Source organism: Castellaniella sp. (genome assembly GCF_041675725.1).
Classification (GTDB): Bacteria; Pseudomonadota; Gammaproteobacteria; order Burkholderiales; family Burkholderiaceae_B; genus Castellaniella.
This window is the reverse complement of sequence record NZ_JBAYTI010000080.1, coordinates 1-10,185: the sequence shown is the minus strand read 5'-3', so window position 1 is coordinate 10,185 and position 10,185 is coordinate 1. Positions and strand designations below refer to the sequence as shown.

Sequence of the window (10,185 nt, the reverse complement as noted above, 5' to 3'; positions counted from 1 at the left end):
GCAGCAAACGGGCCAGCAGCAGGCTGACGGCGGCCGCGAGCAGCACCGACAGCCCGACGATCATCCAGGTAGCGCTCAGTTGACGCGCCTGAAAGCGCTGGTCGATTGCATCGCTGACCGCCTGCGGCACCCGCACGGGATTCAGCAGCCAGCCGACCGTATCGCCATCCACGCGCACCGGATGGCGATGGAAATCCACACCGGTGCGCAGCCGGGGACCGGCCAGCCACGTGCCGGCGGCATCGGTCAGCGTGACGCGCAGGACCGGTTCGCGATCGGTCTCTTTCTGATGCCGCGTCAGCCGCAGGGCACGGCTCCAGTGCCGACGCTCCTGGGTGATGAACGCCCAGCTGCCGGATTCGGCGTATTCGCTGGCCAGCGCCTGCGCCAGGTCGTCCAGCCGCTGGATCTCGCGCTCTTGCACATAATCGCCAAATCCGCTCTGGAAGCTCAGCCGGACAGCCAGGCCCATGGCCAAAGCCACGACGATACAGGTGGCCAGCAGGGCCAGGAACAGCTTGAACGTGATGCTGAAGCGCACTGCCGGCCCGCCCGAACGGCACTACCGCATTTTGTCCAGTGCGGCCGCCAGGGTGTCGACCGTGCGCTGCACGTGATGGAGTTTGTCGAGCCCGAACAGACCCAGGCGGAACGTCTTGAAGCCTTCGGGCTCGTCGCAGGCCAGCGGCACGCCGGCCGCCGCCTGGATACCGACCTCGGCAAACTTGCGCGCGTTCTGGATCGCGTCGTCTGTGGTGTAGCTGACCACCACGCCCGGCGCCTCGAAACCCGGCGCCGCGACACTCTTGAACCCGCGCTCGGCCAGCAGCTTGCGCACTGCGGCGCCCAACTGCAGTTGTTCGTCGCGCACCTTGCCGTAGCCATAGTCTTCGGTTTCGGCCATGACGTCGCGCAGGATGCGCAGGGAATCGGTCGGCAGCGTCGTGTAGTACCCGTGAGTCCCTTTTTCGTAGGTTTCCATGATGCCCAGCCACTTGCGCAGGTCGGTTGCAAAGCTGGAGCTTTGGGTGCCGTCGATGCGCTGGCGGGCTTCTTCGTTGAGCATGACCAGCCCGCAACAGGCCGAGGACGTCCAGCCTTTTTGCGGCGCGGAGATCAGGATGTCGACGCCGACCTCGCGCATGTCGACCCACAGCGTGCCGGATGCGATGCAATCGAGCACGAACAGACCGCCCTGGGCATGAACGGCATCGGCCACCTGGCGGATGTAGTCGTCCGGCAGCAATAGGCCGGATGCGGTCTCGACGTGCGCCGCAAAGACCAGGTCTGGCTTGAACTCGGCGATGGCTGCAACGACTTCTTCTACGGGCGGCGGGGCGTAGTAGGCCTGCGCACCCGGTTCGATGGGGCGCGCCTTGAGCACCCTTTCTTCGGACGGGATCTGCCCCGCTTCGAAGATCTGCGACCAGCGATAACTGAACCAGCCATTGCGGATCACCAGGCAGCGCTTGCCCGTGGCGAACTGCCGGGCCACGGCTTCCATGCCAAAGGTGCCGCTGCCCGGCACGACGATCGCGGAGTGCGCGCCATAGACCGACTTGAGCGTGCGCGAGATATCGCGCATGACGCTTTGGAACGACTGCGACATGTGGTTCAGGGCGCGGTCGGTATAGACCACGGAATATTCGAGCAGGCCTTCAGGGTCGACCTTGGACAACAATCCAGACATGGGCTTCTCCAGCGGAACAATGCTGGGATTGTAGACCAGAGCCCGACAGCACAACGGGTGAACGCTACAATGATCGGCTTTCACGATCCGGTGCACGTCCATGGCCTCCCGCATTCCCGGCAATTTCGTCTCCAGCTGGCTGCGGGTGTCGCACCTGTCATCCGGCCTGATCGCCGTGCTGGTGGGATACACCAGTTCGGTCGCCATCGTGTTCCAGGCCGCCTGGGCGGCGGGCGCCACCGACGCCCAGCTGGCCTCCTGGATGTGGGCGCTGGGGCTGGGCATGGGCTTGACCTGCATCGCTTTGTCCCTGGTGTGGCGCGCACCTATCCTGACCGCGTGGTCCACGCCAGGCGCCGCCCTGCTCGCCACCAGCCTGGGCGACCTGGGTATGGCGCAGGCGGTCGGCGTCTTTGTTGCATCCTCCCTTCTCATCACACTCGCCGGCATCACGGGCGGATTTCAGAAGATCATGGATTGGGTCCCCGGCCCACTTGCATCGGCGATGCTGGCCGGTGTGCTGCTGCGTTTTGGCATGGACCTGTTCGTCTCCATGCAGGGGCGGCCCCTGCTGGTGCTGGTCATGTTCGCCGTCTTCCTGCTCGCGCGCCGCGTACTGCCCCGCTATGCAGTACCCCTGGCGCTGCTGGCCGGCATCCTGATCGTCCTGGCGCACGATGACCTGGCGCTGGCCGCGCTGGACTGGACACCCGCCCGGCCGGTCTGGATGGCACCGGATTTTTCCTTCTCGGCCCTCATCGGCGTGGCCGTGCCGCTGTTCATCGTCACGATGACTTCGCAGAATGTGCCGGGGCTGGCCGTGCTGCGCGCCAACGGCTATGCGTGGGTGCCCGCCTCGCCGCTGATTACGGTGACGGGGGCGACGGGGCTGGTCCTCGCCCCGCTGGGCGGGTTTTCCTTCAATCTGGCGGCGATCACCGCGGCGATCTGCATGAGCCCCGATGCAGATCCGGATGCGACCCAGCGCTACCGGGCCGCCGTGTGGGCTGGCGTCTTTTACGTGCTCACGGGGATCTTTGGCGCAACAGTAGTGGCCCTGTTCGCCGCCTTCCCGATCGAGCTGGTGGCGGCCATTGCCGGGCTGGCCCTGCTGGGCACGCTGGGCAGCAGCCTGCATGGCGCACTGCTTGACCCCAGCCTGCGCGAGGCCGCCATGGTGACGTTTCTGGCCACCGCCTCGGGCATGACCCTGTGGGGCATCGGCAGCGCATTCTGGGGGCTGGTCCTGGGCGCGCTCTGCCTCAAGGTCCAGGCTGCGGCGCGGCGCACATGATCGCTGCCAGCGCCGTGGACGGGCGCCGCGCACGCACGCCGGCCTGGTCCAGCCACTGTACTGCCGCATCGGGCGGCAGCGCCCGGCCTTCTTGCAGTACGATGACCCGCGAGGCGAACCGGAAGACCAGATCCATGTCGTGTTCGATGAGCAGGACAGCGCCATCTGCGGGCCATTGATCGAGAATGCCCAGCAGGCGCTCGCGTTCCGCCCCCGACAGGCCGGCGGCCGGCTCATCCAGCACCAGAAGGCGAGGGTGCTGCACCAGCGCCAGGGCGAGCTCCAGCTGCCGCCGCTGGCCCAGGGCCAGCTGGGCGGTGGGTTCCAGTGCCTGCGGCAGCAATTGCCACATCGTCAGCACGGCGAGGGCCTCGGCCGTGATCTCGTCATATCGGCACAGGGCGCGGCCACAGTGCCGGCCCTGACCGCGGCGCTGTGCGATGGCCAGCGCCAAGGACTCCAGCGGGCTCATGGCCTCGAACAGCGGGCTGTTCTGGAACGTGCCCACCAGCCCGAGGCGGCTGCGCGCATGCCGCGGCAGCTGGCCAATCGGGCGGCCCTGCCAGTGGATCTGCCCCGCCGCGGGACGGAACGAGCCCGTCAACAGGTGCGCCAGCGTGGATTTGCCCGCCCCATTGGGCCCGATCAGTGCCAGCCGCTCGCCGCGGGCGATGCTGAGGTGGAGTGCGTCGATGATGCGCCGGCCCCCTTCGTCATGCACGAGCCCTGTGGCTTGCAGCAGCGGTACCGCCTGTTCATGCGCCCCGGCCGGATTCTCACCAGCCGACGGCCGGGTCGACATGGCACCGGCCGGCATGGCATCGGCCGGCACGGATGAAGCCATTGGCGCCGCGCCGCGGATCGGTTCACCGTAGCGCAGCCAGGTGCTGTACGACCGACGGATCGGGTCTGACAGGCCCAGCAGGCCACCGCGAGCGAACAGCACCACCAGCACCAGAACCAGACCCAGCCAGAAGGGCCAGTATTGAGGGTTCAAATCCGCCAGCGCGTGCTGTGCGCCCACCAGCACGGCGGCGCCCACCAGGCCGCCATACAGGCGCCCCGCCCCGCCCAGCACCAGCATGATGAGGACATCGGCCGAGCGCTGCAGGCCGAGCACCTCGAGCGACACGAACTGGTGCGTCTGCGCCAATAAGGCGCCGGCCACGCCCGCACCCATGGCCGACAGCGTGACGGCCTGCACCTGCAACGATCGCACCGGGAATCCCAGGGCTGCCATGCGGGATGGATTCATGCGTACGCCATGCAGGCTGCGGCCATACGGCGCGTACACCAGGCGCCGGAACAGGATGAAGACCAGCAGCAGTACCCCCATGGCATAGAACAGTGCCGTCTGGCCCTGCCAGTCGAATTCAAACACCCCGAACAGGGGATCGATCTGAAAGTCCGAAAGGCCGTCGACGCCGCCGGTCACGGTGGAAAATTTGTTGGCCAACTCGTAGAGCATCAGCGACAGCCCCAGCGAGATCATCAGCTGGGCGAGCGGGCCGCCGCGCAGCAGCAGGAAACTGACCGGCAGGCCGGCCAGGCCCGCGCACAACGCCGCCAGCATCAGGCCAAGCAGCGGATCGCCCGTTCCGTGCATGGCGAGCAAAGCCGCCACGTATGCACCCAGGCCGAAAAACGCGGCATGGCCCAGCGACAGGATGCCGGCGTGACCGAACATCAGATCCAGGGACAGGGCAAACAAGCCCATGATGGCGATCTGGCACAACAGCAGTTCATGCCCCGGCCAGAACCACCAGAGCAAAACCGGCAGGATCCAGAACAGCCACTCGGCCGGCCGCCAGCCTGCCGATGCGCGATAGACGTCGAGCGGATCAGGTGACGTCGTCATCCGCGGCCCCGGGCGACGGTGCGCTGCAGCAGCCCCTGCGGGCGCCAGGCCAGGGCGGCCACCATGACGGCGTAAATGATGAACGCGCCCAACTGCGGCACCCAGTATTTGCCCAGCACATCCGCCAGCCCCAGCAAAAGGGCCGACAGAAACGCCCCCCAGATATTGCCACTGCCTCCCATCGCAACCACGATCAGGAAGTACACCAGGTAGCGCAGCGGAAATTCCGGATCCAGCCCCAGCATCTCCACCCCCAGGGCCCCGCCCAGGCCAGCCAGGCCGCAACCCAGGGTAAAGGTGACCGTCAGCAGGCGATCGACATTCACCCCCAGACTGCGCAACATGGCCGCATTGTCCACGGCGGCGCGCACATACCGGCCCCAGCGTGTGCGGATCACAGCCAGCTGCACCAGCAACACCACCAGCAGCCCGGCCGCGATCAGGAACAGACGGTACACGCCCAGTTCGGCACCCCACAAGGACAAGGTGCCGCTCAGGAAATCAGGCAGGTGGACGGGTTGCTGGCGCGCACCGAACGCGTAATGTGCCACAGCCACCGCCATGAACACCACCCCCATCGAGCAGAGAATCTGATCCAGCGGCCCGGCCGCGTGCAGACGGCGATATACCAGGGCCTCCAACAGCCACGCCGCTGCGGCCGATGCGGCAAAGGCGCAGGGCAAAGTCCACAGGAAGGGCACGCCATGTTGATTGAGCAGGATGACGCAGACATAGCCGCCGAGCATGGCAAAGGCGCCGTGCGCCAAGTTGACGAACTGCATCAGCCCCAGGGTGATCGCCAGGCCGACACTGATCAGGAACAGCAGCATCCCCAGCGCAAGGCCGTCGACCAGCAGGCTCATGGCCCGATACGCTTCATTGTGCGGCCTTCACCGGATCGCGTACCGCCTCGATGGTGTCGAATTCGACATTCTGCAGCAGGCCGTCCACCCGCTCGACCCGGCGCATGTACACATTCTGGACGATGTCCCGCGTCTCGGAATCGATACGCACCGGGCCACGCGGACTCTGCCACGACAGGCCCCGGGCCGCCTCGATAAAAGCCGGCGCACTTGCATCGCCCCCCGTCTTTTCGAGCACGTCGCGCACCAGCTGCATGCCGTCGTAGCCGGCCACCACCATGAAATTGACGCGCTCGCCCGGATGCGCAGCCTGGTAGGCCTGTACGAACGCGTGATTTTCGGGCGAATCATGCACCGCAGAATAATGAAACGACGTGATCAGCCCGAGCGAGGCCTCGCCCAGCGCCTCCAGCATGTCTTCGTCGGTCACGTCGCCGGTGGCCAGCAGGCGGATGCCCGCCTCGGGCAGGCCGCGCTCACGCGCCATCTTGACCAGCGACACGGCCTGTTCGCCATTGGGCACGAAAAAGAACGCCGCATCCGGCGCGGCATCCTTGATGCGCTGGATATACGGCCCATAATCGGGGGTGCTGACGGGCGTGCGCAGGGCGCCCAGCACCTCGCCGCCCAGCTCGGTAAAAGTCTGGCGAAACTGCGTTTCAGCGTCGTGGCCAGGGCCATAGTCGGCGACCAGCGTATAGACCGTGCGCACGCCCTGGGCCCGGGCCCATTGCGCCAACGGCGCCGTGTTCTGGGGCAGCGTCATGGATACGCGTACGATGTTGGGCGATTTCTCGGTGATCGACGAGGTGGCCGCATTGAGCACGAGCATGGGCACCCCGGCCTGCGTGGCCAGCGGCGCGACGGCAAAGGCGTTCGGGGTCAGCATGAAGCCCGCCAGCAGGTCGACCCGGTCCCTGACGAGAAGCTCCTGGGCCAGCCGCTTGGCCACGGCCGGCGAAATGCCGGTGTCATCCTTCACCAGAATCTGCAGTTCGCGGCCTGCCACCTGGTCACCGTGCTCGGCCAGAAACAGCCGGATCCCCTGTTCGACCTTTTGCCCATACGCCGCAAACGGCCCGGTCAGCGGCACGATGAGCCCGATCTTCAACGGCTCGGCCTGGGCCGCCGCGGTCCACAACAGGCCGCTGAGCACCCACACGGCCATACGACGGAGCAAGGATCTGGACATCGAACTGCCTTTTCAGAGATCGAGCACGAGGCGGGGCGTCAGGGCCCGGGAGACACACGGGGTGAACTGATCGTTGGCCTCGTGTTCCTCGTCGGTAAGATACGTATCGCGATGGTCGGGCGTGCCGGCACAGACCCCCGTGAGGCAGGTACCGCAGATGCCTTCTTCGCAGGAGACGGGAATATACACGCCCTGCCGGTCGAGGGCGGAGGTGATGCTTTCGTCGGCCGGGATCTCGAAGACCTCGCCAGTACTGGCGAGTTCGACCTCGAAGGCCACGTCTTCGTCCGTCAGCATCGGACGATCCGCCGCACCCAGGGCAAAACGCTCGTAGCGTACGCGCGATTCGACCACCCCGGCCTCGGCCACCTGCCCACGCACCCAGTCGATATAGCCAGCCGGCCCGCAAATATACACCTGCACATCCCGGTCTACCGAACCCACAATGGCTGGGATATCGGGATGGCCCGCCCTATCCGGCGGCTCGGCCTGATCGAAATACAGATACAACTGCTCTGGCGGCAGGAGCGCCTGGAGTTCATCGCGATACGCCATGCGCGCAGGCTCGCGGCAGCTGTAATGCAGCTGCAGGGCGGCACCCTGCGCATGCAGGGCGCGGGCCATGCTGAGCAACGGGGTGATGCCGATGCCGCCGGCAAACAGCAGGCTGCAGCTTGCCGCCATCAGCGGAAAACGGTTGCGCGGTGCGCTGATCAGCAGAATGTCGCCCTCGCGGACCCGCTCGTGCGCGGCCACCGAACCTCCGCGCGATTCGACCTCGCGCAGCACTGCGATCTCGTAGTGCCGCGTCTGGCGGGCATCGCCGGCCAGCGAATATTGGCGGATGCATCCGCCCGGCAAATGAACGTCGATGTGCGCACCCGGTTCGTAAGCCGGCAGGAGCCCGCCGGCCAGATCGACCAGTTCGAGGCCGATGATGTCCTGAGCCAGCACGCTGCGGCTGGCCACACGAACCGAAAGCATCGCCGATTCCATTGTGTTACCCCATCAGAAGGGCGCCGACCATCCGGCCGCGCACCCTGGACCTACTGCCCCTCGAGGAAGCTCTTGAGCTTGTCGGCGCGACTGGGGTGACGCAGCTTGCGCAACGCCTTGGCTTCGATCTGGCGAATACGCTCGCGCGTGACGTCGAACTGCTTGCCGACCTCTTCCAGGGTCTGATCGGTGCTCATTTCGATGCCAAAGCGCATGCGCAGCACCTTGGCCTCGCGCGGCGTGAGCGAATCGAGGACTTCCTTGACCACATCGCGCATCGAGCCATGCAGGGCCGAATCCGAGGGGGATACCGTGCCAGTATCCTCGATGAAGTCACCCAGATGGGAATCATCATCGTCGCCAATAGGGGTTTCCATGGAGATGGGCTCCTTGGCGATCTTGAGAATCTTGCGCACCTTGTCCTCGGGCATGTCCATCTTCTGCGCCAGGGTCGCGGGATCCGGCTCTGAACCGGTTTCCTGGAGGATCTGCCGGTTGATGCGGTTCATTTTGTTGATGGTTTCGATCATGTGCACCGGGATGCGGATCGTGCGCGCCTGATCGGCGATCGACCGCGTAATGGCCTGCCGGATCCACCAGGTGGCGTAGGTGGAGAATTTGTAGCCACGCCGGTATTCGAACTTGTCGACCGCCTTCATGAGACCGATGTTGCCCTCTTGGATGAGATCCAGGAACTGCAGGCCGCGGTTGGTGTATTTCTTGGCGATGGAAATCACCAGGCGCAGGTTGGCCTCGGTCATTTCACGCTTGGCCTTGCGCGCCTTGGCCTCGCCCGTGGCCATGCGTTTGTTGACGTCTTTCAGATCTTTCAGCGGCAGCACCACGGCCTTCTGCAGTTCGATCAGCTTCTGCTGAATCTCCTGCACCGCCGGCGCATGACGCGCCAGCGTTTCGGAATACGGATGCCCGGCCGCGATTTCCTGCTCGACCCAATCGAGGTTGACCTCGTTGCCGGGGAACACCTTGATGAAATGGGTACGGGGCATGCCGGCCCGGGTCACGCAAATGGCCATCGCAGCGCGCTCGTGGGCCCGGACCTCGGCGACCTGGGTGCGCAGGGCATCGGCCAGGCGCTCGACCATCTTTGCAGTGAAGCGCACCCCCTGGAGCTCAGCATGAATGGCCTCGCGCGCCTGCGCATAGGCTTCGGAACGATAGCCTTCGTTTTCGAACGCCGCGCGCATCTTGCCATACCAGGATTCGACCACCTCGAACTTCTTGAGCGACTTGGTGCGCAGGTATTCGATCTGCTTGCTGCTCATGCCCCCGGCGGGGCCGTCGTCATCTTCCGAGGTCACCCCGGACCCCGCGTAGTCTTCGCCCTCTTCGTCGATCAAGCCATCGACCACATCGTCGATCTGCGCCGTGCCCTCGCGCACCTTCTGAATCTGAGCCAGAATTTCGCTGACGGTGGTGGGGCAGGCGGCAATGGCCATGACCATGTGCTTGAGGCCATCTTCGATCCGCTTGGCGATCTCGATTTCGCCTTCCCGTGTAAGGAGTTCGACCGTACCCATTTCGCGCATGTACATGCGCACGGGATCGGTGGTGCGGCCGAAGTCGGAATCCACCGTGGTCAACGCGGCTTCCGCTTCGTCTTCGACATCGTCATCGCTGGTGGCCGAGGCCACGTTGTCGCTCATCAGCAGCTGCTCGGCATCGGGCGCCTGGTCATAGACCGAGATACCCATGTCGCTGAACGTGCTGATGATGCCGTCGATGGCCTCGGCATCGACCAGGTCGTCGGGCAGGTGATCGTTGATCTCGCCATAGGTGAGATAGCCGCGGTCCTTGCCCAGCTTGATCAGGATTTTCAGCCGATTGCGCCGGGCTTCCTGCTCTTCGGGGGTCAGTTGGCTGCGCGCAGGGCTGTCCTTCTCGGCCTTGCCGCGCTTGCCCCGTTTGGGCAGCGGCTTGAGCTCGGGGATCACCTCGCCGTCGTCGCCATCGTCGTTGACGTAATCACTGGCATCGCTGCCACTTTTGGATGGTCGTCCTGGCTTGCGGCCACTGGGCGCCGCCTTCTTGCCGGCTGGCTTCTTGGCGCCTGCCGACTTGCCCGCCGCCGCCTTGGTCGCCTTGGCGGCAGCAGCTTTCGCTGTCGTGGCCTTGGCCGTCGTAGCTTTGGCCGTCGTAGCTTTGGCCGTCGTGGCCTTGGCGGCCGTGGTCTTCTTGGCCGCCCCAGCCTTGGTTGATGCAGTCTTGGTTGATGCAGCCTTGGTTGATGCAGCCTTGGTTGATGCAGCCTTGGTTGATGCAGCCTTGGTTGAT

The 10,185-nt window shown here is 65.4% G+C and carries 7 protein-coding genes and 1 pseudogene; 1 reads left to right on the top strand and 7 read right to left on the bottom strand.

All coding sequences use genetic code 11. The features are described 5' to 3' along the window. Window positions 1-541 (bottom strand): annotated as a pseudogene (locus WCZ84_RS12580) (hypothetical protein); the annotation flags it as partial. Window positions 542-562: 21 nt separating this feature from the next. Next, window positions 563-1,690, bottom strand: coding sequence for an aminotransferase class V-fold PLP-dependent enzyme (locus WCZ84_RS12575; RefSeq protein ID WP_372686624.1), 1,128 nt, complete (start codon window positions 1,688-1,690; stop codon window positions 563-565). A 100-nt stretch (window positions 1,691-1,790) separates the two neighbouring features. Between WCZ84_RS12575 and WCZ84_RS12570 the strand changes: the two genes are divergently transcribed. Next, window positions 1,791-2,984, top strand: a complete 1,194-nt coding sequence (locus WCZ84_RS12570; RefSeq protein ID WP_372686623.1) for a benzoate/H(+) symporter BenE family transporter — start codon at window positions 1,791-1,793, stop codon at window positions 2,982-2,984. On the opposite strand, the gene WCZ84_RS12565 is transcribed toward WCZ84_RS12570, so the two are convergent. From WCZ84_RS12565 to rpoD, 5 genes are all read right to left on the bottom strand, one after another. Next, on the bottom strand, window positions 2,953-4,842 hold the full coding sequence (locus WCZ84_RS12565) for an ATP-binding cassette domain-containing protein (RefSeq protein WP_372686622.1): 1,890 nt from the start codon (window positions 4,840-4,842) through the stop codon (window positions 2,953-2,955). The genes WCZ84_RS12570 and WCZ84_RS12565 overlap by 32 nt on opposite strands. Beyond that, entirely contained in the window at window positions 4,839-5,705 is an 867-nt protein-coding gene (locus WCZ84_RS12560; protein ID WP_372686621.1) for a branched-chain amino acid ABC transporter permease, read from the bottom strand. Before WCZ84_RS12560 ends, WCZ84_RS12565 begins: the two co-directional genes overlap by 4 nt. Window positions 5,706-5,718: 13 nt before the next feature. Further along, the gene (locus WCZ84_RS12555; protein WP_372686620.1) at window positions 5,719-6,897 is read right to left on the bottom strand and encodes an ABC transporter substrate-binding protein; all 1,179 of its coding nucleotides are present in this window, start codon (window positions 6,895-6,897) and stop codon (window positions 5,719-5,721) included. A gap of 12 nt (window positions 6,898-6,909) precedes the next feature. Beyond that, complete coding sequence (locus WCZ84_RS12550; protein WP_372686619.1) at window positions 6,910-7,881, bottom strand: 2Fe-2S iron-sulfur cluster-binding protein; 972 nt, start codon at window positions 7,879-7,881, stop codon at window positions 6,910-6,912. Window positions 7,882-7,943: 62 nt separating this feature from the next. Continuing rightward, the coding region (rpoD, locus tag WCZ84_RS12545) for an RNA polymerase sigma factor RpoD (RefSeq protein ID WP_372686618.1) at window positions 7,944-10,185 on the bottom strand (2,242 nt) is incomplete at its 5' end.

Excerpts from the sequence above, each read along its gene's own strand:
- WCZ84_RS12575 (WP_372686624.1), bottom strand. The coding sequence starts at position 1,690 with ATGTCTGGATTGTTGTCCAAGGTCGACCCTGAAGGCCTGCTCGAATAT.
- WCZ84_RS12570 (WP_372686623.1), top strand. The coding sequence starts at position 1,791 with ATGGCCTCCCGCATTCCCGGCAATTTCGTCTCCAGCTGGCTGCGGGTG.
- WCZ84_RS12565 (WP_372686622.1), bottom strand. The coding sequence starts at position 4,842 with ATGACGACGTCACCTGATCCGCTCGACGTCTATCGCGCATCGGCAGGC.
- WCZ84_RS12560 (WP_372686621.1), bottom strand. The coding sequence starts at position 5,705 with ATGAGCCTGCTGGTCGACGGCCTTGCGCTGGGGATGCTGCTGTTCCTG.
- WCZ84_RS12555 (WP_372686620.1), bottom strand. The coding sequence starts at position 6,897 with ATGTCCAGATCCTTGCTCCGTCGTATGGCCGTGTGGGTGCTCAGCGGC.
- WCZ84_RS12550 (WP_372686619.1), bottom strand. The coding sequence starts at position 7,881 with ATGCTTTCGGTTCGTGTGGCCAGCCGCAGCGTGCTGGCTCAGGACATC.